The sequence below is a fragment of the Aeromonas sp. R10-1 genome, assembly GCF_040908465.1.
GTDB classification, from domain to species: Bacteria; Pseudomonadota; Gammaproteobacteria; order Enterobacterales; family Aeromonadaceae; genus Aeromonas; species Aeromonas caviae.
This window is the reverse complement of sequence record NZ_JBFODT010000007.1, coordinates 54,744-79,588: the sequence shown is the minus strand read 5'-3', so window position 1 is coordinate 79,588 and position 24,845 is coordinate 54,744. Positions and strand designations below refer to the sequence as shown.

23 protein-coding genes are annotated in these 24,845 nt (G+C 60.2%); 8 read left to right on the top strand and 15 right to left on the bottom strand.

The genetic code is table 11. The annotated features are described in order from the left end of the window. Positions 1-7 precede the first annotated feature (7 nt). On the top strand, positions 8-121 hold the full coding sequence (locus tag AB5Y93_RS03960; RefSeq protein WP_102948233.1) for a CydX/CbdX family cytochrome bd oxidase small subunit: 114 nt from the start codon (positions 8-10) through the stop codon (positions 119-121). Between the two features lie 62 nt (positions 122-183). Here the strand turns inward: AB5Y93_RS03960 and AB5Y93_RS03955 are convergent, their stop codons facing one another. The 7 genes from AB5Y93_RS03955 to AB5Y93_RS03925 form a co-directional block, all read right to left on the bottom strand. Further along, complete coding sequence (locus AB5Y93_RS03955) at positions 184-1,353, bottom strand: MFS transporter (protein ID WP_368228844.1); 1,170 nt, start codon at positions 1,351-1,353, stop codon at positions 184-186. A 436-nt stretch (positions 1,354-1,789) separates the two neighbouring features. Next, positions 1,790-2,593: a 2,5-didehydrogluconate reductase DkgB gene (gene dkgB, locus AB5Y93_RS03950; RefSeq protein WP_368228843.1), complete on the bottom strand. Its 804-nt coding sequence runs from the start codon at positions 2,591-2,593 to the stop codon at positions 1,790-1,792. Positions 2,594-2,640: 47 nt separating this feature from the next. Then, positions 2,641-2,937 carry a putative quinol monooxygenase gene (locus tag AB5Y93_RS03945; protein ID WP_368228842.1) on the bottom strand — a complete coding sequence of 99 codons (297 nt, stop codon included), beginning with the start codon at positions 2,935-2,937 and terminating at the stop codon, positions 2,641-2,643. Positions 2,938-3,092: 155 nt separating this feature from the next. Next, complete coding sequence (locus AB5Y93_RS03940; protein WP_368228841.1) at positions 3,093-4,202, bottom strand: hypothetical protein; 1,110 nt, start codon at positions 4,200-4,202, stop codon at positions 3,093-3,095. After that, on the bottom strand, positions 4,199-4,759 hold the full coding sequence (locus tag AB5Y93_RS03935; protein WP_368228840.1) for a DUF4365 domain-containing protein: 561 nt from the start codon (positions 4,757-4,759) through the stop codon (positions 4,199-4,201). Before AB5Y93_RS03935 ends, AB5Y93_RS03940 begins: the two co-directional genes overlap by 4 nt. A 440-nt stretch (positions 4,760-5,199) precedes the next feature. Beyond that, positions 5,200-5,565, bottom strand: coding sequence for a VOC family protein (locus AB5Y93_RS03930; protein WP_368182806.1), 366 nt, complete (start codon positions 5,563-5,565; stop codon positions 5,200-5,202). A 19-nt stretch (positions 5,566-5,584) separates the two neighbouring features. Further along, positions 5,585-5,971 carry a DUF6404 family protein gene (locus AB5Y93_RS03925; RefSeq protein ID WP_214004587.1) on the bottom strand — a complete coding sequence of 129 codons (387 nt, stop codon included), beginning with the start codon at positions 5,969-5,971 and terminating at the stop codon, positions 5,585-5,587. A gap of 168 nt (positions 5,972-6,139) precedes the next feature. Here AB5Y93_RS03925 and AB5Y93_RS03920 point away from each other — a divergent pair, with 168 nt between their 5' ends. Beyond that, the gene (locus tag AB5Y93_RS03920) at positions 6,140-7,042 is read left to right on the top strand and encodes a LysR family transcriptional regulator (RefSeq protein WP_041212776.1); all 903 of its coding nucleotides are present in this window, start codon (positions 6,140-6,142) and stop codon (positions 7,040-7,042) included. A gap of 181 nt (positions 7,043-7,223) precedes the next feature. Here AB5Y93_RS03920 and glpK read toward each other — a convergent pair whose 3' ends face one another. Both glpK and AB5Y93_RS03910 read right to left on the bottom strand, forming a co-directional pair. Continuing rightward, positions 7,224-8,726 carry a glycerol kinase GlpK gene (glpK, locus tag AB5Y93_RS03915; RefSeq protein WP_010674229.1) on the bottom strand — a complete coding sequence of 501 codons (1,503 nt, stop codon included), beginning with the start codon at positions 8,724-8,726 and terminating at the stop codon, positions 7,224-7,226. A 54-nt stretch (positions 8,727-8,780) separates the two neighbouring features. Continuing rightward, positions 8,781-9,629: an MIP/aquaporin family protein gene (locus AB5Y93_RS03910; RefSeq protein WP_042880435.1), complete on the bottom strand. Its 849-nt coding sequence runs from the start codon at positions 9,627-9,629 to the stop codon at positions 8,781-8,783. Between the two features lie 490 nt (positions 9,630-10,119). On the opposite strand from AB5Y93_RS03910, the gene glpT reads away from it, so the two are divergent. The 6 genes from glpT to tyrA all read left to right on the top strand — a co-directional run bounded on the left by glpT (position 10,120) and on the right by tyrA (position 18,133). After that, positions 10,120-11,475, top strand: a complete 1,356-nt coding sequence (glpT, locus tag AB5Y93_RS03905; RefSeq protein ID WP_010674232.1) for a glycerol-3-phosphate transporter — start codon at positions 10,120-10,122, stop codon at positions 11,473-11,475. A gap of 101 nt (positions 11,476-11,576) precedes the next feature. Beyond that, complete coding sequence (locus AB5Y93_RS03900) at positions 11,577-12,335, top strand: DeoR/GlpR family transcriptional regulator (protein WP_010674233.1); 759 nt, start codon at positions 11,577-11,579, stop codon at positions 12,333-12,335. Positions 12,336-12,758: 423 nt separating this feature from the next. Continuing rightward, positions 12,759-14,246 carry a glycerol-3-phosphate dehydrogenase gene (gene glpD, locus AB5Y93_RS03895; RefSeq protein WP_319884399.1) on the top strand — a complete coding sequence of 496 codons (1,488 nt, stop codon included), beginning with the start codon at positions 12,759-12,761 and terminating at the stop codon, positions 14,244-14,246. A gap of 102 nt (positions 14,247-14,348) precedes the next feature. Next, positions 14,349-15,428, top strand: coding sequence for a glycerophosphodiester phosphodiesterase (glpQ, locus tag AB5Y93_RS03890; protein ID WP_103243388.1), 1,080 nt, complete (start codon positions 14,349-14,351; stop codon positions 15,426-15,428). A gap of 373 nt (positions 15,429-15,801) precedes the next feature. After that, positions 15,802-16,875, top strand: a complete 1,074-nt coding sequence (locus AB5Y93_RS03885) for a 3-deoxy-7-phosphoheptulonate synthase (protein WP_010674236.1) — start codon at positions 15,802-15,804, stop codon at positions 16,873-16,875. Between the two features lie 118 nt (positions 16,876-16,993). After that, positions 16,994-18,133: a bifunctional chorismate mutase/prephenate dehydrogenase gene (gene tyrA, locus AB5Y93_RS03880; RefSeq protein WP_368228839.1), complete on the top strand. Its 1,140-nt coding sequence runs from the start codon at positions 16,994-16,996 to the stop codon at positions 18,131-18,133. 114 nt (positions 18,134-18,247) lie between these two features. Here tyrA and hdfR read toward each other — a convergent pair whose 3' ends face one another. From hdfR to AB5Y93_RS03850, 6 genes are all read right to left on the bottom strand, one after another. Beyond that, positions 18,248-19,123 carry an HTH-type transcriptional regulator HdfR gene (hdfR, locus tag AB5Y93_RS03875; RefSeq protein ID WP_039038620.1) on the bottom strand — a complete coding sequence of 292 codons (876 nt, stop codon included), beginning with the start codon at positions 19,121-19,123 and terminating at the stop codon, positions 18,248-18,250. Next, positions 19,123-19,479 (bottom strand): DUF413 domain-containing protein, encoded by a 357-nt coding sequence (locus AB5Y93_RS03870; protein WP_319891742.1) that lies wholly within the window; start codon positions 19,477-19,479, stop codon positions 19,123-19,125. Before AB5Y93_RS03870 ends, hdfR begins: the two co-directional genes overlap by 1 nt. A gap of 291 nt (positions 19,480-19,770) precedes the next feature. Next, positions 19,771-20,253, bottom strand: coding sequence for a serine protease inhibitor ecotin (gene eco, locus AB5Y93_RS03865; RefSeq protein WP_010674240.1), 483 nt, complete (start codon positions 20,251-20,253; stop codon positions 19,771-19,773). 194 nt (positions 20,254-20,447) lie between these two features. Continuing rightward, positions 20,448-21,005 (bottom strand): DUF1566 domain-containing protein, encoded by a 558-nt coding sequence (locus tag AB5Y93_RS03860; protein ID WP_010674241.1) that lies wholly within the window; start codon positions 21,003-21,005, stop codon positions 20,448-20,450. After that, on the bottom strand, positions 21,002-22,369 hold the full coding sequence (locus AB5Y93_RS03855) for a DUF1566 domain-containing protein (protein ID WP_368228838.1): 1,368 nt from the start codon (positions 22,367-22,369) through the stop codon (positions 21,002-21,004). The genes AB5Y93_RS03860 and AB5Y93_RS03855 overlap by 4 nt, the downstream gene beginning before the upstream one ends. A 50-nt stretch (positions 22,370-22,419) precedes the next feature. Then, on the bottom strand, positions 22,420-24,831 hold the full coding sequence (locus tag AB5Y93_RS03850) for a proprotein convertase P-domain-containing protein (protein WP_214004592.1): 2,412 nt from the start codon (positions 24,829-24,831) through the stop codon (positions 22,420-22,422). Positions 24,832-24,845: the final 14 nt, after the last annotated feature.

The window sequence follows — 24,845 nt, the reverse complement described above, 5'->3', positions numbered from 1 at the left end:
ACGCGATATGTGGTATTTCACCTGGTTGCTGGGGCTGGGGTTCGCCCTGCTCTGCGGGCTGGTCAACCTGCTCTGGCTGGAGGCGCGCTGGGCTGCCGATGAGGAGCTCAAGGAGCCCTGAGCCTCGCATCTTGCCCATGAAAAAAGGCCGACACAGGGTGTCGGCCTTTTGCTTGCCCGGGGTCAGGCAAGGGCGGCGCGCCGCTCGCCCGCTTCGCTGACATGGGTGAGGCCGTAGGCCAGCAGCACGATGAGGGCACCAATCCAGGGGGTGTGCATCAGGCCGAGGTGCTCCACCACGAAACCGCCGACCACGGAGCCCAGCGCAATGCCGACGTTGAAGGCGGCGATGTTGAGACCTGAGGCCACATCCACGGCATTGGGGGTGTGGCGCTCGGCCTGTTTCACCACCAGTACCTGAAGACCCGGCACGTTGCCAAAGGCGAAGGCGCCCCACACCAGCACGGTCAGTACCGCCAGCACCGGGTGCGGCGCGGTGAAGGTGAGCACCAGCAGCACCAGGGCGAGCCCGGCAAACAGCAGCTTGAGGGCGGGCAATGGGCCCATCCGGTCGGCCAGCTTGCCGCCCCAGATATTGCCGACGGCGACCGAGACCCCGTACACCAGCAGAATGAGGCTCACCGCGCCGGCGCTAAAGCCGTTCACCTGTTGCAGGATGGGGGCGAGGAAGGTAAACGCCGTGAAGGCACCGCCATAACCGAGCGCCGTCTTGGCGTAGACCAGCAGCAAGGGCTTCTTGGTGAGCACCGAGAGCTGCTCGCGAACACTGGAGGAGGCCCCCTTCGGCAGGTTCCCCGGTACCAGCAGCAGGCTGCCCACCATGGCGACGAGACCGAGCAGGCTCACCACCAGGAAGGTTTCGCGCCAGCCGAAGACCTGACCAATCCAGGTGCCAAGCGGGACGCCGGTTACCAGGGCGACCGTGAGGCCGCTGAACATGATGGCGATGGCGCTGGCCGCCTTCTCTTTGGCCACGAGACCCGTGGCGATGGTGCTGCCTACCGAGAAGAAGACCCCATGGGCCAGCCCGGTGAGGATGCGGGCCACAATCAGGCTCTCGTACCCGGGGGCCTGCCAGGCCAGCAGGTTGCCGACGGTGAAGAGGGCCATCAGCCCCACCAGCAGCCACTTGCGCGGCAGCTTGCCGGTGAGCGCCGTGAGCACGGGGGCGCCGATGGCGACGCCGAGGGCATAGAGGCTGACCAGCAGGCCCGCCGAGGGGAGCGAGACATTGAGCTGCTCGGCGATGGTAGGGATGAGCCCCACGATCACGAATTCGGTGGTGCCTATGGCAAAGGCACTTAAGGTGAGGGCAAATAACGCCAGTGGCATAACAACTCCTTGGATTGGGACTCCCGACGGGAGAATGGCGCCAGTATGCCGAGGGTGTTTGTTGGTAAAAATGACGACAACGTCAAATTACTTTTGCCAAATCAGCAGCAATGGGGCCGTGAAATGGGGTGTTGGGAGTGGTCGAGGCAACTGTGGCAAGAGCGGCCGTAGCGCGCGAGGTGGGTGCAGAGACAACGCGCACGGCGGCAACCCGTGCAGAGCGAGCCGGGACAGAGAGAAAAGAGGAAAGAGAAATGAGGTAAGAGGTAAAGGATTGAGGGAAGGTGTTGGAGGAGGACTCGGGCGGTGGTGACGCGCGGTATTGGGGACAAAAAAGCGGGAGGCACTGGGCCTCCCGCTGGTGTTCTCGTCGACGGTGTCGGGTTTTCTTTGCTCCCTTCTCCCCTTGCGGGAGAAGGGCTGGGGATGAGGGGGATCAATCCCAATCCGGCGCAAAGTCCGGGTTGGCGCAGCGCTCACCGCGATCCAGGGTGGCGATGGCGGCCATCTCATCGCGACTGAGTTGCACCTTCAGCGCGGCCAGGTTGGCGGCAAGATTCTCCCGCCTGGTGGAGCTTGGGATCACCGTCATGCCCTGGGCCAGCAGCCAGGCCAGCGACACCTGGGCCGCCGAGACGCCGTGGCGCTTGCCGATCTCCATCAGCAGCGGCTCGGTGAGCACCTTGCCATAGGCGAGCGGCATGTAGGCGGTGATGGCGATGCCGTGGGCCTGGCAGAATTCGACCACCTTGCGGTTTTGCAGCAGGGGGTGGATCTCCACCTGCTGGTGGGCGATGGCGCCCGGCCCCAGGATCTCGACCGCCTGTTTAAGCTGGGCCACGGTGAAGTTGGAGACCCCGATCTCCCGGGTCAGGCCCCGGGCTTTGGCCTCGGCGAGCTGCTCCAGATAGACCGCCATCGGCACCTCATCCAGGGGGGAGGGCCAGTGAATGAGCGCCAGATCCAGATAGTCGGTGCCGAGTTTTTCCAGGCTCACTTCCAGGCTCGGGATCACCTTGCCCGGACCGAACTCGCTGGTCCACACCTTGGTGGTCAGGTAGATATCCTGGCGGGGCACGCCACTCTCGCTCATCAACTGGCCGACTTCGGCCTCGTTGTCATAGATCTGGGCGGTATCGATATGGCGGTAGCCAAGTTCCAGCCCCTGGAGCAGGGAGTCGCGAAGGGGCTGATCTTTCAGGCGGAAGGTTCCAAGACCCAGGTTGGGCATCTTCATCATGTTGTTCCTCAAATAGGTGGCAAAAGGGCGCTCAGCGGCGCGGCAAATCAGGCCTCCAGCGGCTGATAGCGGCGAATGGTGCTGCCGGCGAACCAGGGCTCGGCCCTGGCGACAAATTCGGTAAAGTGGGGCTGGCCCTGATGGGCGCGGAGGGCGGCCTCGCTCTCCCACACCTCGTAGAGCATCCAGCTATGAGGATTATCCAAATCCTGATGCAGCTGGTAGCGCAGGCAGCCAGCCTCCTGCAAGGTGGCGGCGATCAAGGGATCCAGGGCGGCGCGAAACTGGGTGGCGAATTCGGGTTTGGCGTCAAGCTGGGCAATCACAATCACGGGTGATGACATCGGAACCTCCTTGCAAAAACGAAGGGTCAGTATGCCCACCACGACTTGTCCGAAACAGGGCCGCTGTCGCAAAACACTATTGAGATAAGAGCAGCAATAGAGTTATAAGAAATATATCAATATAAAGAAGTCTATTTGGTGATTTTGTGATTTATTTAATGCGTCATGTCTATTTCAATTGTTGGGTCAACTTTTATATTGTGAACTTTAATAACATCAATGCTGGTTTTATTGCCAGATGTAATAAGGAGGTCTAGAGTTATCAATATCTGTTTCTTAGCGTGTTCAGCTTTTAGTCGCTCATATAAGGCTGAGTCGGTTTCAATAAAGCAAGAATAATCTTTCCCATCAATGTCAAGTCTTAAATAAACACGGCCTTTTTCATGATCTATGGGCCAGCTATATTTTTCAATGTATGCAGGTAGATCGACATACTTATGTATGTTGCTGTTCTCTAGGAGGCTCTTTAATTCAATTATTTTTTCTTTGTGACGTAAATTGAAGGAGATGACATCAGGGACACTTTCAAGTTTTCTCTCTTTAAATGACCAGTCGAAATAGAACTCTAGCTTTTCTGAGTCCTTTGAAAATAGACCTAAGAAGTTATTGCAAAAAGATGTGTTTACACCGAGACTTAACAGTGTTGCTGGTGATATATATTCAGTGGAAATTATTTTTCTAGAGATCTTGTCCAGCATGATTGCTAGGTTTGAGTTCATGTATCTCCCGAGAGATACTGCTGATTCAGGATCGATATTAACTTCATTTTCTTGAGTGTTTACTAATTCAAATTCGACTGAGTATATGAATGAGCCTGCCTGAGGGGCTAACATATTAACACCTGAAAGGTATTTTTTTACAACCTCTCTTTTTCCTTTGGTTTTTATATTTTTATTAGCAGAGAGCTTAATTATTTCATATAAGCCAGTTAGTGCGGTAAGTCCCTCATCAAAATTTATTTTTCCATGTTCTATTTTTTGGCCTGATGTCCTTACCTGTAAAAAGTCATAATTACTGTTAATTAATTTATGTGTGAGTCGTTCTGGTCGGATGCAGAGAGCGCTTGCAATCTGATTAATCGCATCGGTGAGTAAACTTAATGACTGTTCATGGTTAACTAAGTTTTTATTTGGTAGCATAACTTCAAAGTCGTAATTACTGTCATGCCAAATGCTAAATCTATTTTTGATTGTTGTTTTTTCTTGAGCGCCACTTAGTTGAAGATAACTTACGATTGAGGATAAAATAGCTTCATTATAAGTCATGCTTCCTCCTCCATCTCAAGGTTGTATATCATTAGGCCGTCGCTTGCAAGCTCCATCATCCATAATATGGATGTACTATCAAAGCGCTGTTTTAATGGTATTCTAATTGTTTTTGAATCACTTTCAATTGGTTCTCTACCATAAAGGCTATACCAATATGATGCATGCTTTATGAGCATGCCATTATTGTTTTCCTCAAGCCACTCATCATGGGTTTTTGGGGCGTAATGTACAACTAAAATTAAAGGTAGTGGCGAGGGACCAACTAAGTAATTGTAGTTTTTCTTTTCTAGTTGAAAAACAAGCTCATTTTTTTTGGAGTCGATACAACTTGATTGAGCAGTGCATTTCAATTGTGCTTCAATTTTAGGTTCACGATATAAACCATCAAATCCCTTACCTCTAATTGTGATATCTATACCATCATTGTCAATTTTTGGCTCATTATGGTTTAGACCTGTAGCCGCAAGCAGAGCCTGAACATAGGCAAGGCTCAAGCTCTCTTTTGAGTGAGATAGGGCGGTACCACCAGCCCCTCGTTTAATGTTGATAGCCAAATTTAAATCCGATTTATAATTTTGTTTATATTGTTTTATAAAGCTTTAGTTGGTCTTGGTTTTACATCGCAAAAATATAGATAAAGTTGTTATCATAGTGATGGGAAAAGATGTTGTTAAAATTAGAGGTAAACCGCATTTGAACTTTGGTTGTTCATTCTTAATGAACGGTGTAATTAACATTTAATTAAGTCTAGCAATAGAACGCTACCGCCCCTGAATGACGCTTCCAGTGTGCTGCTCAGTTCGGTGATAGATGGTGCACTTAGTAACGATATCTGGCACCGAACGCCATGATAATCCATTTGGCCCTCATTTTGGCAACAGCAAGATCACAAAATAGATGATTTTTCAGTAGTTTTTGAAACGACGTGAATAGGCAACTGCTAGCTTTGAGAATGAGTGGGGCTGAGATGATGGTTGTTATCAACCCCTTGCCATCAGGCATTGGCCGGTTCGGACCAGACCGCAAATTCATTGCCGCTGGGCTCGACAAAGTGAAAGCGGCGGCCACCTGGAAAGTCGAACAGGGGGCGCACTATGGTGCCGCCATGCTGGCTCACCTTGCCCTGGGTCGCCTCGATATCGGCGCTGTAGAACACCAGGAGCGCCCCGCCCTGAGCACTCTGGCTGCACAGTTCGGTGCGGTAGAAGCCGCCATCCAGCCCTTCCCCTTCGAAGGCGCAATAATCGGGGCCGTAGTCGGCAAACTGCCAGCCAAAGGCGGCGGTGAAGAAGGCTTTGGTGGCGGCAAGATCCCTGGCCGCAAATTCCACATAGTTCAGTTTTTCATGGGCCCTGGTCATGGGCTCTCCTTGTCGGTGATTATTTCGGTTGCCAGCGCTTTTGCGTGGGGCTTATGGAGTGGGGCAAGGCGTCCCAGGGGGTCAGCTTGAGCTGCTTGCGCCGAAACCAGAACCAGGCCCCCATCAGCAGACCGAGCCCGATGCCAAACAGCAGGCTCTGGCGCAGGGCAAACCCCGGGCTCACCTCATCCTGCCAGCCGAGGCACCACATCAACACCCCCCAGATAGCGCCGATGGGGAGTCCCAGGGCAAGAACGTTGATCATAAAGCGTTCGTAGTGGGGCGGCCTGATGGTGAACCCCGCCTTTCGCAGCAGCCAGATGATCGGCGGGTTGTAGTTGAGCGTTTGCACGCCCTTCTCGGCCAGCTCCCGATGGGCGGCGGCCAGCCTGTTGTCGAATGTCATGGATCGTCCCTGTCATAGTGTGGCGCCATACGGTGCCGGTTGGCGGCATTGTACTGGCAAGGGCGCAGATAAAACAGGTGGTGCGTCACGATACGAAGCGACGCCTGTCTTGCCAACTCCCGGCCATTGCACCTATAAAGACCCATTACTCTTGCCAGGATGACAACAATGAAGACCCATTCCGATGAATTGACCCTGTTTGTGGCGGTGGTGGAGGCGGGCAGCTTTCGCCAGGCGGCGGAGAATCTCGGCATGGACAATTCCGTGGTGAGCCGCGGCATCAAGCGCCTCGAAGAGAAGCTCGCCACCGTGCTCCTCAACCGCACCACGAGGCGGGTCAGCCTGACCGAGGAGGGGAGCTGGTTCTATCAGCGGGCGGTGAAGATCCTGACCGAGATGAGCGAGGCGGAAGGGTTGCTGCTGATGCGCCGGGAGCAGCCGGAGGGCATATTGCGGGTGGACGCCGCCACCCCCTTCATCCTGCATAGATTGGTGCCCATCATCGGTGAGTTTCGCCGCCGCTACCCCGCCATCGAGCTGCAACTGCACAGCTCCGAGGGCTTCATCAACCTGATGGAGCGGCGGGTGGACATGGCCATTCGCATCGGCGAGCTGACGGACTCCTCCCTGCGGGCCCTGCCGTTGGGCCGCTCCAGGCTGCGGCTGCTGGCCTCCCCCGACTATCTGAAGGCACGCGGTACCCCGCGCCAGCCGGCTGACTTGCTGGCTGGCCACGAGCTGCTCGGTTTTTTGCACCCCGATCACCTCAATCATTGGCCCCTATTGAGCGAGGAGCAGGGGGACCGATTCGCCATCACCCCGACCCTGCGGGCCAGCAGCGGGGAAACCTTGCGTCAGCTGGCGCTGGCGGGGCAGGGGATCGTCTGCCTGTCGGACTTCATGACGGGGGATGACAGGGCGAGCGGGGCGCTGGTGGAGGTGCTGGCCCGCAGCAACAGCGGTGCCTCGCGCCCCATCCATGCGGTCTTCTACTCCGATGCCCAGCGCGACATCCGGCTGCGGGTCTGGCTCGATTTCCTGAAAGAGCAGCTCGGCGCTGAGGCGTTGTAGAGGGCATGTCGACAGTTCCAACCCCCTCCACGAGGGGGAGGGGTCATTTTCTCCCACCCCTTGGCAAGGGGAGGGCTGGGGTCGGGGGCGGTCAGAACAGTCGTGCTCGCCAATAAAAAGAGGCCGACATCGCTGTCGGCCTCTTTGCTTTTTTCATCTCAAGGACGCGTCGGTTACCCCATCACTCCTCTTCGGCCCAGCGGCGTGAACGTTCCACCGCCTTCTTCCAGCCGCTGTAGCGCTTGGCGCGATCGTCGCGGTCCATCTGCGGGATGAACTCGCGGTCCACGCTGAACTTGTCTTCCAGCTCTTCGGAGCTCTTCCAGAAGCCCACGGCGAGGCCGGCCAGGAAGGCGGCGCCCATCGCGGTGGTCTCGATGCGGGTCGGACGCACCACAGGGGTGTGCATCATGTCAGCCTGGAACTGCATCAGGAAGTCGTTGGCCACGGCGCCGCCGTCCACCTTCAGGGCTGCCAGCTTGATGCCGGAGTCCTGCTGCATGGCATCCAGCACGTCGCGGCTCTGGTAGGCGATGGATTCGAGCGCGGCACGGATGATGTGGTTGCGGTTGGCGCCACGGGTCAGGCCGACCATGGTGCCGCGAGCATACGGATCCCAGTAGGGGGCGCCCAGGCCCACGAAGGCCGGTACCAGGTAGACGCCGTTGGTGTCGCCTACCTTGCTCGCGAAGTAGTCGGTATCGCGGGCATCGTGGATGATCTTGAGCTCATCGCGCAGCCACTGGATGGTGGCGCCACCCATGAAGACCGCCCCTTCCAGTGCGTAGTTCACTTCCCCTTTCGGGCCGATGGCGACCGTGGTCAGCAGGCCGTTGCTGGAACGAACCGGCTCGGTGCCGGTGTTCATCAGCATGAAGCAGCCGGTACCGTAGGTGTTCTTGGCCATCCCTTTTTCGAAGCAGAGCTGGCCGAACAGGGCGGACTGCTGGTCACCGGCGATACCGGCGATGGGGATGCGGGCGCCGCCGCCACGGGTGGTGTAGCCATAGACCTCGGAGGAGGGTTTGACTTGCGGCAGCATGGAGGCGGGGATGCCCAGCTCGTCCAGCATGCGCTCATCCCACTTCAGGTCGCGGATGTTGTAGAGCATGGTGCGCGAGGCGTTGGTCGGGTCGGTGACGTGCACCTCGCCGTTGGTCATCTTCCACACCAGCCAGGTGTCGATGGTGCCGAACAGCAGCTCGCCGTTCATCGCCTTTTCCCGGGCCCCTTCCACGTTATCCAGGATCCACTTCACCTTGGTGCCGGAGAAGTAGGCGTCCAGCACCAGACCGGTGTTTTCACGCACGTACTCTTCCAGGCCGCGCGCTTTCAGTTCTTCACAGATGGCGGCGGTACGGCGACACTGCCAGACGATGGCGTTGTAGATGGGCTTGCCGGTGGCCTTTTCCCAGACGACGGTGGTTTCACGCTGGTTGGTGATGCCGATGGCGGCGATCTGCTCGCTGTGCAGGCCGCTCTTGGCCAGCACTTCGGTGAAGACGGAGGACTGGGTCGCCCAGATCTCCATGGGGTCGTGCTCGACCCAGCCCGCTTTCGGGTAGTGCTGGGTGAATTCGCGCTGGGAGGTCGCGACGATGTTGGCGTCCTGATCGAAGACAATGGCACGGGAGGAGGTGGTGCCCTGGTCCAGCGCAACGACAAATTTCTTTTCAGCAGACATGATGTTCTCCACGTTTTTATTTTCCACGTTGTTACACGTTGGGGAGGGCCGCTCTCAGGCGGCGGCCTCTTCTTTGTTAGACAGCTTGGAGGCTTCTTCGGTGGCGACGCGGTTGCCCGGGACGCAGGGAGCCAGCACTTTCACATACAGGGCGGTACCGATCTGGGCGCCGACGATGGGACCAAGGATGGGGACCCAGAAGTAGGGGTTGTCACGACCACCGGTCAGGGCCACGTCACCCCAGCCAGCCACGAAGGCGAACAGTTTGGGGCCGAAATCACGGGCCGGGTTCATGGCAAAGCCGGTCAAGGGGCCGAGTGAGGCGCCGATCACCGCGATCAGGATACCGATGAGCAGGGCGGCGGCGAAGCCTTTGGGGGCGCCGTTGTTGTTGTCACCCAGTGCCATGATGCCCAGCATCAGGACGGCGGTGATCACCATCTCGACCGCGAAAGCCTGCATGTTGGAGAGCAGGGCATTGGGGTAGGTTGAGAAGATGCCCGCAGTGCCGAGGCTCTCGACGCTGCCGCGCACCACGTTGTGGGTCAGCTCCCACTGGGTGAACAGGTTGCTGTAGAGGGCGTAGACCAGGGCGGCGGAGGCGAATGCCCCGGCTATCTGGGCGATGATGAAGGGCACCACCTTGCGCTTGTCAAAGCCGCAGAAGGTCATCAGCGCCAGGGTCACGGCAGGGTTGAGGTGGGCACCGGAGATGCCACCGGTGACATAGATGGCGATGGCTACACCCAGGCCCCAGGTAATGGAGATTTCCCATTGCCCGAAGTTGGCGCCAGCCAGCACCAGGGCGGCCACACAGCCGACGCCGAAGAAGATCAGCAGGCCGGTGCCGATAAACTCGGCGAGGCACTCGCCAAGCAGGGTATTGGGTCTTTGTATGCTCATAGTTGTTATTCCTTATATCCACCCACAGTAGGTTTGATGTTCCGTTTTGTTATCTTTCATTCCCATTCATTGCGCCCGAAAACGTTTCTTCTTGTTTTTTGAGCTTGCGCAAACGTTATGCTCGTTTGCGCTCGTTCTTGGACGAGAGAGAAAATAAACCTTCTGCGTCAATTCACCATACCCCCGCCACCGGAAATGTGGGCAAGATCCCATTCATTGCTAAGAAAATGTGACGAAAAGCAACAGTTGTCGGCCATATTACTCCTTAGTGAGTAGCCAAAAGCCACGCCATGCGTGGGCTGACCCTGGATGCGCGTTCACTCACTGCGTCACAATTTTTGTAATAAAACTGCAATAATTTAGCGCTCATCACAGATTAAATGTTCACAAATGAGCACAATAGGCTCGCTTGCGAATCAAGACGCGTCTGATCGCCGGCATGAGCGGGGCGTCCTCAACCGCCCAGAACAACAATAAAAGGAAGCAGAACATGCTTAGTCTCTTCAGGCCTGCACCCCATATCGACCGGCTGCCGGCCGACAAGGTGGATCCCTTCTACAAACGCATGCGTTGGCAGGTGTTCTTCGGGATCTTCTTCGGGTATGCGGGTTACTACCTGGTACGGAAAAACTTCAGTCTGGCGATGCCCTACCTCATCGAGCAGGGCTTCTCCCGCGGGGATCTGGGTCTGGCCCTCTCCGGCGTCTCCATCGCCTACGGTCTCTCCAAATTCCTGATGGGGAACGTGTCGGACAGATCCAACGCGCGCTACTTCCTCTCCGCCGGTCTGCTGCTCTCGGCAGGCATCATGTTCATGATGGGGACCATGCACTGGGCTACCTCCAGCATTGGCATCATGTTCGTGCTCCTGTTCCTTAACGGCTGGGCACAGGGCATGGGCTGGCCCCCCTGCGGCCGTACCATGGTGCACTGGTGGTCGCAGAAGGAGCGGGGTGAGATCGTCTCGGTCTGGAACGTGGCCCACAACGTGGGCGGCGGCATGATAGGCCCCCTGTTCATCCTCGGCATGGGCTGGTTCAACGACTGGCGCAGCGCCTTCTATGTGCCTGCGGCGGCGGCGGCGGCCATCGCGGTGATCGCCTTTTTCGTGATGCGCGATACCCCGCAATCGGTCGGTCTGCCCCCCATCGAGGAGTACAAGAACGACTACCCGAAGGATTACAACGAAAGCCACGAGCAGGAGTTCTCCGCCAAGGAGATATTCATGAAGTACGTGCTGCACAACAAGCTGCTCTGGTACATCGCCATCGCCAACGCCTTCGTCTACCTCATCCGTTACGGCGTGCTGGACTGGGCGCCCACCTATCTGAAAGAGGCCAAGGACTTCAGCGTGGATCACTCCTCCTGGGCCTATTTCCTCTATGAGTGGGCGGGGATCCCGGGCACCCTGCTGTGCGGCTGGATCTCCGACAAGATGTTCAACGGCCGCCGTGCCCCGGCAGGCATCCTGTTCATGGTGCTGGTGACCCTCTCCGTGCTGGTCTACTGGTTCAACCCGGCGGGCAACCCGACCATCGACATGATGGCCCTGGTTGCCATCGGCTTCCTCATCTATGGCCCCGTCATGCTGATCGGCCTCTACGCCCTGGAGCTGGCGCCCAAGAAGGCGGCCGGTACCGCGGCGGGCTTCACCGGCCTGTTCGGTTATCTGGGTGGCGCGGTCGCGGCCAACGCCATGCTGGGCTACACCGTTGACCACTTCGGCTGGGACGGCGGCTTCATGGTGCTCACCGTCTCCTGCGTGCTCTCCATCATCCTGCTGGCCATGACCCTCAAGCACGAGAACGAGTCGATTGCCGCCAAGGCGGCTGCCCATAAGGCATAAAACGTGATCCTGCCCTTATCGATTGGAAAAGGGATCAGGTACACTGCCAAAGGCCCCGCACCTGCCGGGGCCTTTTTTCGTCTCATCTGCGGAGTGCAAGCGTGAAGCAAACCCAACGACATCTGGAGATCCTGGACGTCCTGACCCGGCAGGGTTTCGTCTCGACCGACGATCTGGTGACCCATTTTGACGTCAGCCCCCAGACCATTCGCCGGGATCTCAACGATCTCGCCGAACAGAACAAGATCCGGCGCCATCACGGCGGGGCCTCACTGCATTCGAGCACCGTCAACACCGCCTACAGTGCCCGCAAGGTGATGCAGCTCAAGGAGAAGGAGCGCATCGCCCGGGAAGTGGCCGCCAACATCCCCGACGGCTCGTCGCTCTTTATCGACATCGGCACCACCACCGAGGCCATCGCCCGTGCCCTGCTCGACCACCGGGAGCTGCGCGTGGTCACCAACAACCTGAACGTCGCCAGCATCCTGACCGCCAAGGATGACTTCACCGTCATCATCGCCGGCGGTGAAATTCGCAACCGGGATGGCGGCATTGTCGGGGAGGCGACCCGCGACTTCATCGGCCAGTTTCGCATGGACTACGGCGTCATCGGCATCTCGGGCATCGACAGCGACGGCTCCCTGCTCGATTTCGACTATCACGAGGTGAAGATCGCCCAGGCCATCATCGCCCACTCCCGCCAGGTGTTCCTGGCCGCCGACCACACCAAGTTTGGCCGCAACGCCATGGTCAACCTCGGCAACCTCAACCAGATCCACGCCCTGTTCACGGATCAGGAGCCGCCGGAGAAGCTGATGCGACTGATGTCCCAGCATCAGATCGCCTGCCATATCTGCTGAGCTTCCCCGCACAGGCATCAGGCCGCCTCGGGGCGGCCGCTTTTTTCCTGCCCCCTCCCGGCCTGCGGCGTCTCCCTTGCGGCGCTTAAGAGGCCAGTTCCTGGCGCTGACACACCTTCTTTGACCCCTGATGTTGCCCCCGCACTCGGGCGCCTGCGAGGGATTCACGCCATCGCGCTCATCACCTTGCCCCATGGGCACCCCATCCGGCACTCTTTGTTCTCCTCCCTGCCCGAAATGGCTGTTTCCGACATGCCGTAGCCTTGCCAGGCCGTCACCGACTGGCAGCATTTTTAGCATTGTGAAAACAATCGCGATCACATTTCTCTCACGAAATGTTCGTTTATTGGTTTTTCATGTTCTAATATGAGCGAAATCAAACATTGCTGTCATGGCAAACACAAAATAAGAAAGTAGGTGAACATGAGCGAACATTATGATCTGGTCGTCGTCGGCGGCGGCATCAACGGGGTCGGCATCGCGGCAGATGCGGCGGGGCGGGGGCTGAAGGTGGCGCTGTTCGAGGCGAGCGATCTCGCCTCTGCCACCTCGTCCAACTCCAGCAAGCTGATCCACGGCGGCCTGCGCTACCTCGAACATTACGAATTCCGGCTGGTGAAAGAGGCGCTGGCGGAGCGGGAGGTCCTGCTCGGTATGGCTCCCCACATCGCCCGTCCCATGCGTTTTCGTCTGCCTCATCGCCCGCACCTGCGTCCGGCCTGGATGATCCGAGCCGGTCTCTTCCTTTATGACAACCTGGCCAAGCGGGACAAGCTCAAGGGGAGCTGCGGCCTGCGCTTCCTGCCGCAGGACGGTCTCAAGAGCGGCATCAGCAAGGGCTTTGAATACTCGGACGCCTGGGTCGACGACGCCCGACTGGTGGTGCTCAATGCCATGCTGGCGCGGGACAAGGGCGCCGATGTGCAGACCCGTACCCGCTGCGTCAAGGCGGTGCGCGGATCCAAGCACTGGACCCTGACGCTGGAGCGGGAAGGGGGCGAGCAGTTCACCGTCAGCTGCCGTGGTCTGGTCAATGCGGCGGGCCCCTGGGTCAAGACCTTCTATGACGAGAGCCTGAGCGAGAAATCCCCCCGCGGCATTCGCCTCATCAAGGGGAGCCACATGATAGTGCCGCGCATCCATGAGCGCGAAGAGGCCTACATCCTGCAAAACGAGGACAACCGCATCGTCTTCGTCATCCCCTACCAGCAGGACTATTCCCTCATCGGCACCACGGACGTGGAGCACAAGGGCAGCCCGCGGGAGGCCAAGATCAGCGATGCCGAGATCAACTATCTGTGCAAGGTGGTCAATGCCCACTTCACCAGGCAGATAAGCCCGGCAGACGTGGTGTGGACCTATGCCGGGGTGCGCCCCCTGTGTGACGACGAGTCCGATTCACCCCAGGCGGTGACCCGGGACTACACGCTCGAGCTCAGTGGTGAATCCGACGGCGCGCCGCTGTTGTCGGTGTTTGGCGGCAAGCTCACCACCTACCGCAAGCTGGCCCAGGCCGCCTGCAACAAGCTCAAGCCCTGGTTCAGCCAGATGGGAGAGGACTGGACCGCCAACAGCCGGCTGCCCGGTGGCGAGTTCGACTGCTCGGTGCGTGAACTGGCGCGAGCCTTTGCGCTGGAATTCGACTGGCTCGACGATCGCAGCGCCCTGCGCATCGCCGAATCCTATGGCGCTCATGCCCGCCTCTGGCTGAAGGAGGAGCGCGGCCAGCACTTTGGCGCCGGACTGTATGAATCCGAAGTGCGCTATCTCATCGCGCGCGAATGGGCCCACTCCCTGGAGGACATCCTGTGGCGCCGCAGCAAGCTGGGGCTGCGCCTGTCGGAATCCGAACAGCAGCAGCTCGGTGCCTGGCTGCTCGAACACCACCACGCCCTGCCCAAGGCCAGCTGATGACCCACGGCGGGCGGCCTTTGCCGTCCGCCGTCAAACTGCAATAAACCCCTGCTATAACAATTACCTGCATCCTACACACCATAACAACGAGATCTCTTGATGAAGCAACCTCACCGTACCCTGATAGCCCTTGGCCTCGGGGCTGCCCTGGCGCTGCCCGCACTGGCGGCCGACGAAGGCAAAATCGTGATCGCCCACCGTGGTGCCTCCGGTTACCTGCCGGAACACACCCTGGAATCCAAGGCCCTGGCCTATGGCATGGGCGCCGACTATCTGGAGCAGGACCTGGTGATGACCAAGGATGACCAGCTGGTGGTGATGCACGATCACTTCCTCGATGGCATCACGGACGTGGCCGAGCGCTTTCCCGGCCGGGCCCGCCCGGACGGTCGCTACTATGTGGTGGATTTCACCCTGGACGAGGTGCGCTCCCTGCGCATGACCGAGCCGTTCCAGCTGGTGGACGGCAAGCAGGTGCCGGTCTATCCGGCGCGCTTCCCGCTGTGGAAGTCGAGCTTCAGGATCCACACCTTCCAGGAAGAGATCGAGATGATCCAGGGGCTCAACAAGAGCACCGGCAAGCACATCGGCATCTACCCGGAGATCAAGGCTCCCTGGCTGTTCCGCCACGAGGGCAAGGACATCTCCAGGGCGGTGCTCAAGGTACTGAAGGAGTACGGCTACACCAGCAAGAGCGACAAGGTCTATCTGCAGTGTTTCGATGCCAACGAGCTCAAGCGCATCAACAGCGAACTGATGCCCGCCATGGGTATGGACTTGAAGTTGGTGCAGCTGATGGCCGAGACCGACTGGAACGAGACCATGGTCTACGATGCCAAGGGCAAGGCAACCCCCTATGACTACGACTGGATGTTCAAGCCGGGGGCCATGAAGACCATCGCCACCTATGCCGAGGGGATAGGTCCCTGGAAACCCATGGTGGTGACCGAGCCGGGCACTCCCGGCAAGCCGGTCTTCACCGGCATGGTGAAAGAGGCCCACGCGGCCGGTCTCAAGGTGCATCCTTATACCTTCCGTCAGGATGAGGGGCAGATCCCGGCCTATGCGAAAGACTTCACCGACCTGCTCAACATCTTCCTCTACCAGGCCGATGTGGATGGGGTATTCAGCGACTTCCCCGACAAGGCGGTCGAGGCTATCAAGGCCCACGGCAAATAATAAAAGAAGAGCAACACGGGAATGCAAGCGGGGCCAGGTGCCCCGCTTTTTTTGTGCCCGGCGTCATCGCCGGGATGAGGGGCAGGATAAGGGGTCATGAGAGGGGGCGGAGAGATGATATTGAAATGGATGGGTGTAATAAAATGTTTACAATTTGAGACTGATCTGGCCTCGCGAGTCGCTACTTTTGAGTTGTTTCACTCTGCTTTCTTGGTCATTTATCCATCTGTCAGCGTGCAAAGACGCTAGTTTCACTTGATTGTTTGTTTTTCCTTGGTAAGGTGGGGGGCGGTTGCGTAACAAAGTGCTGACTCGTGTAAATAAAAATGAACGCTCAGTGCCCTTGGCTTGAAACAGTAGAGAGAATGAGAAGATGCAAAGAGATCCCCTGAACAACATCCATATCCAGTCCGAACAAGTGATGATCACGCCTGCCCAGCTCAAGGAGAAACTGCCCATCTCCGATCGCGCGCTGGCATTCGTGCAAGGGGCCCGCAATACCATCGCCGACATCATCCACCGTCGCGATCACCGCTTGCTGGTGATCTGTGGTCCCTGCTCCATCCACGACATGGACGCTGCCAAAGAGTACGCAACCAGACTCAAAGCGCTGCATGACGCCTATCAGGATTCTCTCTACATTGTCATGCGGGTCTACTTTGAGAAGCCGCGCACCACGGTCGGCTGGAAGGGCTTTATCAACGATCCGAACCTGGACGGCACCTTTGATGTGGAGCTGGGGCTGCACCGCGCCCGCGAGCTGCTCTGCTGGTTGGCCGAGCTGGAGTTGCCGCTGGCGACCGAGGCGCTCGACCCCATCAGCCCGCAATACCTGGCGGAGCTCTTCTCCTGGTCGGCCATCGGTGCCCGCACCACCGAATCCCAGACCCACAGGGAGATGGCGTCCGGCCTCTCCATGCCGGTCGGCTTCAAGAACGGCACCGACGGCAACCTCGGCACCGCCATCAATGCGTTGCAGGCCGCTTCCAGTCCTCATGCCTTCATGGGGATCAACCAGCAGGGTCAGGTCGCGCTGCTGCAGACCCAGGGTAACCCGGATGGTCACGTGATCCTGCGCGGCGGCAAGCACCCGAACTACGACTCGGTCAATGTATCGCTGGCGGAAGAGGCGCTGGAGAAGGCGGGCCTACTGCCCGGTCTGGTGGTGGATTGCAGCCACGGCAACTCCAGCAAGGATCACCGGCTGCAGCCCAAGGTGGCCGACAACGTCATTCACCAGATCCAGGAGGGCAACCGCTCCATCATCGGGGTGATGCTCGAATCCAACCTGTTCGAAGGCAATCAGTCCAGCGAGCAGCCCAAGTGCGAGATGCGCTACGGCGTCTCCATCACCGATGCCTGCATCGACTGGGAGACCACGGATGCGCTGCTGGCCCGCTGCCACAGCCAGCTGGCGGCACCACTTTTGGCCAGAACATCGGCATAAGCCGTGGTATCTTGTTGCAACTGATTGAACCATCGAGGTATCACTGCCCACGCAGTGATACCTTGTTGCCTCTTGAATGACAGGGCGTCGCTGCGGGCGGCGCCAGCAGGGACTGGACATGGCGGAAGAGTTGAATGCCCTCAGGGACAAGATAGATGCGGTGGACAAGCAGCTGATTGATCTGCTGGCTGCCCGTCTCGCCCTGGTGGGGGAAGTGGGGGAAGTGAAGAGCCGGCATGGCCTGCCCATCTATGCACCGGATCGGGAGGCGAGCATGCTGGCCCGCCGCCGCGCCGAGGCCGAGGCACTGGGGGTGCCGGGGGACCTTATCGAGGATGTGCTGCGCCGGGTGATGCGCGAGTCTTATATTCTGGAGTCCGCCAGCGACAAGGAGCACCACTTCAAGTGCATGAAGCCTGAGCTCGGCAAAGTGGTGATCATCGGTGGCCAGGGACAGCTTGGCCGCCTGTTCGGCAACCTGTTCAGCCTCTCGGGCTACCGGGTCGAAACCCTGGGTCAGGCCGATTGGCCATGCGCCGACGAGATCCTGCATGGCGCCGGGCTGGTGATGGTGGCGGTGCCCATCGACGTCACCTGCCAGGTGATCGACCGGCTCGGCAACCTGCCTGAGAACTGCCTGCTGGTGGACGTGACCAGCGTCAAGAGTGAACCGCTTGCCCATATGCTGGCAGTACATCAGGGGCCTGTGCTGGGGCTGCACCCCATGTTCGGACCGGACGTGGCGAGCCTCGCCAAGCAGGTGATCGTCTGCTGTCAGGGACGCGAACCCGCCGCCAGCCAGTGGCTGCTGGAGCAGATGACCATCTGGGGGGCGCGTTTGCAGCAGGTGGAGGCCAGGGCCCACGACGAGGCGATGACCTTCATTCAGGCGCTGCGCCACTTTGCCACCTTTGCCTACGGCTGGCATCTCTCCCGGGAGCAGGCCAACCTCGACCGCCTGCTTGCCTTAAGCTCTCCCATCTACCGGCTGGAGCTGGCCATGGTGGGACGGCTGTTCGCCCAGGATCCCCATCTCTACGCCGACATCATATTGTCGTCGCCCCAGAACCTCGCGATGATCCGCCGCTACTACCAGAACTTCGGCGAGGCGCTGGGCCTGCTGGAGCGGGGCGACAGGGAGGGCTTCATCGAGGCCTTCAGCCAGGTCTCCGGCTTTTTCGGCGAGCGGGCGGAGGAGTTCCTGCGCGAGAGTCGCACCCTGCTGGCCCAGGCCAACGACCGTCGTCATCACGGCTGATGCACAAAGATATCCATACAAAAGGGGGCTGATGGCCCCTTTTTCATGTTGTTTGTGCTGCACCGATAACCACGGTAGATGAAAACACAGGTCTGGGCGTGAAATCGCCCTGCTTCATTCGGCAGGCGGTTGACGCAAGTCGGCGTCATGCCAGCCCAGCGGTAGGGTCAGCAGCTGATCGATCAGCTCCCGGCGGTCGGATTTCTCCAGATAGGCGAGGTAGAGCGGGCGGCTAAGGGATTGGCCCCCTTCCACCAGATGAAGCTGCCCCTGCTCCAGGAAGGGGCTCACCATGCGCCTTGGCAGGTAGGCGGCGCCGCCGTTGGCCAGCACGAATTGCAGGGCCATGCTGGCGGAGCTTGAATGCAGAACTGGGGTCTTCTGCAGGCTCTGCAACCGGCTCGATGGCGGTTCGAAGCTGGTGCCCCAGTCGAGATGAATGTGGGGCATCTGCATCAGGCTGTCGGCGTTTGCGGCCGGCTCCCGGCTCACCAGTTCGAACACCAGCTCGCCGATGGGGTGCAGGGCAATCTCGTCGATCTTGGTCGGCTCGGAGAGCAGGGCCAGATCGAGGGAGCGCTCCAGCAACTGGCGACAGAGGTGCTCGCGGGAGGCGGTTTCGAGGCGCACCGCGAGGCCGGGGGCCAGGGCATAGACATGGTTCAGCCAGTCGTTGAAGTCGAGCTCCCAGAAGACGGCGGGGGCGCCGATGGCAAGCTGCTGGCTGAAACCGGGGGAGAGGGCCACGTCCTGCTTGGCGCGCCCCAAAGTATGCAGAATGGCGTCTGCGTAGGGCAGCAGACGCTCACCGGAGGCAGTCAGGCGGATGTTGTTGCGATGACGGGCAAACAGGCTGACCCCGAGTTGCTGCTCGAGCTGGCGGATCCGGAAGCTCACCGCCGACTGGGTCAGGTAGAGATTTTCAGCCGCCCGGCCAAAGTGCCGGGTCTTGCTGACCTCGATGAAGGTCCGAAGCAGCTCGGTATCCATTAATCGAGGGACTCGTCGCTGCCGCCACCGCCGCCTTCAAAGCTGCCACCAGTATCTTCATTGGCGCCGCCTGCGACGGTGCACAGACGGTGCACGCGCTTGGGACCAATCACCTTCAGGTATTTGAACCACACCTTGGCGTGGGGGTTGTTGCCGGCTGCGCCGGATTTGACCTGTTCGATAAAGGCACTTTCTACGTCATCGCGCGGGGCCAGGTTGCCCTGATAGAGCGCCAGCATCACGGTGCCATATTTTTCCAGACTGTCCGCTTCGGCCACGGTGAATTCGCCACTGCGACGCAGGCCACGGGGAAAATGTTTGAAGTCGTTGAAACGCTTGTCTGATTCGAAGCTCATAGTGCTCTTGTTCTGGTTAGTTTGACCTTTGCGGGCAAGTATCATCAGGCCGTCGCAGAGTGCAAAATCAATTTTCTTACTATGTTAATAAATATCTTTTATCGAACAGGCTTTGTCGCATCCCAAGGGGGCATTTTGCGGTGCGCTGCACAAAAAAGCCTGAAAAATAGTGGAGTTATGTCAGATTTTGTACAGGAAAAACCGCTCAAAAACGGGCTCGGAAGCTAAAAATAAGGCGCCGTATGGCGCCTTTTTGTCATCGTGACTGAGCTGAACCCGAGTGCGCGGCACTCACTCAATCATGGCTGGCTGTGCCAGGTTGTCGGCACGCCACAGACGATAGCGCACCTCGTACTCCTGGGGCACATAGATGACGAAGGGCAGCTTGGAGTTGTAGTTCACGAAGAAGCCCTGACCGTAGATCTGGACGAAACTCTCCTTCTTCTGGCCGTCCGGGCAGGCCATCAGGGTGCTGACGGGGCCGGTGACCTGGCCCAGGGTCAGGTAGTTGTAACCCCAGCCTTTGACGCTGTGCTGTTCCAGATTGCCCGCGAAGCGGGGCAGGTTGCAGTCGACCAGCATCTTCTTGCCGACTTGCAGCTCGACCATCATGTCGGCTTCGTTCTCGACTTCCGGCAGACGGATCACGACACGTTCCTGGTTCACTTCGGCGGCGGGGAACATGCTGATATCAAATTTTTTCGGTTCGGCGGCGAAGGCATGGCCACCCAATAACAAGGCGCCCAGCAGGCTAAAACGCAACACGGTTTTCATCTGTACCTCTTGGGATTGGTTCAACGCCGCTAGACTAACCGCTCTGCCGGTTTCATGCCAGCGCTGCGGCGTGCAAAACCGCCCTGAACAGGCATCACATGACGCAATTTGATGCTTTTTTGACGGCCAGGGTCACCCTGGCGCTTCTTGCCTCGTGTCAAACAGGGGGCCGGGTGGCCCCCATGGCCAGGCTGTCACCTCACCAGCAGAACCTGTTTCGCCCAAGAGCGGGGGGCGCGTTGGGCGACGGAGCCGCTGGTGATGTCCAGGTAGGCGACGCCCTGAAGGGCCGGCACCGGGGTAGAAGACCAGAGATAGACATAGCCGTCGTTCACCTCCTTGCCATCCCCGGCCATGGCGCGGGGGAAGATGGTTTCGTTCAATGCCGGTTTGTAACAGGCGGACTCCAGAATGCTGGCGAGCTCCTTGATGGTGGGCAGGCGCCAGTCGTGATGACCACCAAAGCCATACAGGGCATGGCTCGGTTCGGTGCGGATCCGTTCCGCCGTCTGCAGTGCCTGTTGCCAGTAGAGGCGGGTGGGTTCCCCCTCGCAGCTCTGGTTGCGCCAGGTCTGGCCGAGCTGGCAGCGCATCCAGGTCAGACCGGTGCCCCTGTCGGTGACGGTGCCGTTGCCGTGATCCTGGAAACGGGCGGTGGGGCTGGTACGGGGCAGGGCGTCGTCGCAGATGGCGATGGCCAGTGCCAGGGGGCTGCACAGGGTGAGCAGCAGGGTCAGAAGATACTTGTTCATCGGGTTACCTCGGCCACCAGGCGCAGTTGTATGGCATTGATTTCATTTTCGTTCTGGACGCCATAGGGGTAATCGGTGCCCGCATCCTCCCCCAGGAACTGAGGGCTGATGACGGCGATGGGGACGCTCTCGAGGCGCCGGGATGGGGTCAGGGTCTGGGTCCAGTAGCTGCCATCGAAGTCGCCGCTCGAGGGACCGACGTCGGGGAAGTAGCGCACATCCAGGGTGACGAGCTGGCCATCCTGGCGGGCGAGGGAGCCGTAGTGTTGCAGGCTGCCTAGCTCCTGGGCCGTGGGCAGGCGCCAGTGCCCTATGCCGCAGAGTCGTTGTCCATTGAGCCATTGGCGATACTGCTCGGTGGAGCAGATAGCTTCCCCCTCGGGGCAGGCATAATCCAGCTCCGCCTGACTGGGGTGATAGTTGCCAAACTCCCAGGCGAAGACTTTGTGCAGATCCCGCGGACTGTCCGGATCATCGAGCTTCTTCTCCCAGACGAGGCCGGTGTTGAGATCCTCCACGCACTCCCACTCGTCGGCATTGTCCGCCAGGGGTTGCCCCTTGCCGTCCAGCTTGCGATAGCGCAGGGGCGCCTGGCCCAGGCTCGCCTCCTGGCCCGGGTGATCCGCAGGCTCCTGGGTCAGCAGGTAATCCACCCCGTCCGTGTAGGTGGTGACGCCGCTGGCGGTCACCAACGCCCGGGGTTGCTGCTGCTGCAGCACGGCGGCGAGTCTGGCCTGCTGGCTCAGGAGCTCGGGGCTGGCGGCAAAGTGCCGGGCGAGCTCGGGCAGCAGGGTGACAAGGCCTTGCCAGATCTGCTGGCGGCGCTCGCTGGCGGCAAAGGTGGGCAGGGTGGCCTCGTCATCGAAGGCGGTGAGGGTCAGCTCGGCGAGGGCGCGGTTGAAGTCGCTCAGCTGCGCCAGTGCCGCCAGATCTGGGCCGGGGTGAAGGGGCGCCAGGGCGAGTAGGACGTCCGTCAGGGCCTGAGCCGGTGGCAGCCCGTCCGAGATACGCGTTTGCAGCAGGGTGCTGAGGGGGCTGGGGGTGAGGTGCTGGTTGTCCTGGCGCGCCGCCGGGTGGGCCAGGGGCAGGGCGGCGGGATCCGCCGGAATGAACAGCAGGGGAGCGGTGAGCAGATCAGGGTGGCGCCGGGTCAGAGTGTGGGCACCGGCCTCGCCGCTGACGGCGGGCTCATTGGCTTCGCAGCCGTCGTTCTGGTTCAGGTTGATGCACAGGGTGCCCGCAGCGGGCAGGCTGACTGTCAGGCGGTAGTCCGGCACGGTCAGGGGAGCCTCGTCCGAACCGCCGCCACAGGCGCTGAGCAGGGGGGCCAGCAGGCAGACGATCGGGGTCATTCTCATGGTCATGGTGTGTCCTTGGAGGGGCCTTGGCCCCTCTCTTCTTTATATAGGGAGAGTCAGAGGCGACGCAGACGGCGCCACAGGGCCAGCGGCAGCAGCCAGAGCAGGGGGAAGGCCCCCCCGCCACTGCTGTCCGAGGTATCGAAGCGGATGATGCCGTCATCCGGCACGGGCACGGTGTTGCCGCACTGGGCGCCGGTACGCTGACTGATGCTCCACCCGTTCAGGAAACCCTGATTGCCCGGTTTGCTGTCCACCACCTCCAGGGTCCAGCGACCGGCCAGGGGTTCTCCTTCGAAGGCGCTGAAAGGTTGCAGGGACTGCAACTCGGTGGGGAAGACCCCTTTCAGGCTCGGGAGGGGGCTGTAACCCTTGTCCCAGATCTGGACCCGGGTGCCGGCGGGGGAGCTGAGCCAGATCTCCAGCTCATCCAGCGCCTCGTGCTGCAGATCCAGGCTCAGTTGCAGCCTGTCGCTCACACGGGCATCGCTCTTCTCCAGCAGCAGGCTGGTTTCGCTCAGGCCGCGCACCTCCTCGCTCTGGGCATCGTTCAGTCGCTGCGACCGACCACTGGCCCGGCTGATGACGGGGGTGCCGATGGGCAGGGTCAGGGATTGCTGCCACTGGCGCTCGGTGGGGCTGGTACCGCTCATGGCGAGATTCACCGAGAGGCTCGCCTCGTCGCCGCAGGCGAGCGGGCTCTGGGCCAGCAGGCGCAGGGTGGTGGTCATGATGGCACCGGCGGCCAGGGTCGCTGGTTGCCAGTTGTCAGGATCGGCCTGCAACCCGGTTGGCAGGGTGAGGGCCAGCTCGTTGAGGGTCACTTCCCCTTTGCCCGGGTTGCTGAGAGTCAGCTGCACCGACTGGCGCTGCCCCAGCGGGATGGCGCTCCCCTCGGCGAGGGCGATATTGACGGGAGCTTGCAGCAGCCCGTGCTGGCGAAATGCCTGCTCCAGCAGACGGGCATAGGCTCGCGTCGGGTAGAGACGGGCGGCGGTATCCACGGTGATCCGGGCCAGTTGCGGCATGCGAATGGCCGGCCCCAGGCCGAAGTGGGATTCGATGATGACGCGATCAAACTCGTCCCTGGCCGCCTCGCCGTGCTCGGCCACCGCCGTCAGCAGGGCCTGGAACAGCGGGGTGCCCCAGAGCTGATCCCCGTTGCTGCCGTTGATGGTGCGGTGGGCGGGGTAGCGGTAGTCCGGATGGTAGCGGGCGCGCAGATCGTCGAGCTGGCGTGGGGTGCGGTCGGTGAAGCGGGCATCCCAGTTGAACACCATGGCGGGTTCGAACTGGCGACCGGCTTCGCTGCGCTGGCGATGACTGGCGGCCAGGTAGTCGCCAAAGCCCTCGCCGATGGCCCCCCAGTCTCCCTCTTCCCCGAGATCCGGCAGGATGTGGTGCTGTACCCCGTGGCCGAACTCGTGCCAGATGACCATGGGATCCTCGGCATCGGGCACGCCGCTGCGACCCAGCTCCAGCCTGCGTTCGAACGGATCGTAGAGGGAGTTGTCCTGATAGCCCGCGTCCGTGTCGATGTCGAGCGCCCCGGGGATGAGATCGGTGAAGCCGAGCGCCTTGAGGTGGCGCTGGGCGAGATCCAGATGGTAGTAGGCGTTGATGTCCGCAAAGCCGCGATCGTCCCGGGTCAGGCGAAAACCCTGCACGTCACTGCTGCTGTAGGGGGCCGATTCGGGGGCCATGACATCCACCACCCTGGCATGAGGGCCGCTCAGGCGATACTGCCCGGCTTGCAGGCTCACCGGCAGGGGAACCGGATCCTGGTAGGCGGCCTCTGCCAGCACCAGCGCGTCGTGCCAGACCAGGCTGGCGTCCTGCAGGCGGGTGCGGGGATCGGGGTCGAACACCCGGGCCTGAACCTGCTGATCGCCGGCGTCGGCGACATGCAGAGGGCGGGTAGTTGCCTGATCCCCGAGACGGCCAAGCTCCTGCTCCCCGTCGCAACGGGCAAACAGCTGCACCTGGCTGGCCTTGGCATTGCCTGCCTTGTGCTCGCGCACCCGCTGGCGCAGGGCTGGCACCAGGGTATCGCCGTCTCGCCAGTACCAGGCTTCGACCGGTCCCAGCGTCTCTATCTGGTTGCCGTCGGTGCGCAGGGTGGCGAGCAGGGGATCCAGGGTGCCGCTGGCATCGCAGCCGGGCGCTGTGCTCTGCAAGGGGCGCAGGTTGTGGTAGAGGCGCCAGGGGCGGCCGTCCCCGTCGACACTGACGGCGGCCTGGGTGGCGGCCACCGGCAGGCCGTTCACCAGCTGGCGAAAGCTGTAATGGTGGCCGAGCAGGCTGGCCCTGTCGTAATCGGGGGCGAGGAGCACACCGAGGCGCTGCTCGAGCCAGCGCTTCGGCGTCGTGGTGAGGGGTGGTTCATCGACAAACTGCAGATCGGCCGCCAGCAGCGGCGATGAGATCAGGGTTGCCGCCAGCCAGAGGGCTAGGGAAGAGGGTTTCATGGTTCACTCCAGAA